Raw genomic sequence first — 267 nt, forward strand, 5'->3', positions numbered from 1 at the left:
TTTGAAGACTAAGGCTGCTGAGATCGGGACGACTGTGCACGTTTCGCACCTTCGAGCGCCCGAAGATGAAGTGCTTGGATACGATGTTGCCGAACTCGTTTCCAAAAAGAGTTGGCAACGCTGACTTGGCCAACGTGTTCGAAGAGTGTGGCTACTTCAGCAACCCCTAACGCTGCCAGTTCATTGAGCACCGCAGCTGGGGCGAGAATATCATCGACGTAAGCCGGCATGCCGCGCACCTCCATTGGCGTTGCGAGACTGCCGTGG

The 267-nt window shown here is 55.8% G+C and carries 1 protein-coding gene; it reads right to left on the minus strand.

What is annotated here, in order from left to right; genetic code table 11:
• Positions 1–8: 8 nt before the first annotated feature.
• Positions 9–267 (minus strand): hypothetical protein (locus tag KZZ04_RS19500; protein ID WP_219423928.1); only part of this gene is annotated, 259 nt, incomplete at its 5' end.

The organism is Pseudoalteromonas sp. CR1 (assembly GCF_019392235.1).
Taxonomy (GTDB): Bacteria; Pseudomonadota; Gammaproteobacteria; order Enterobacterales; family Alteromonadaceae; genus Pseudoalteromonas.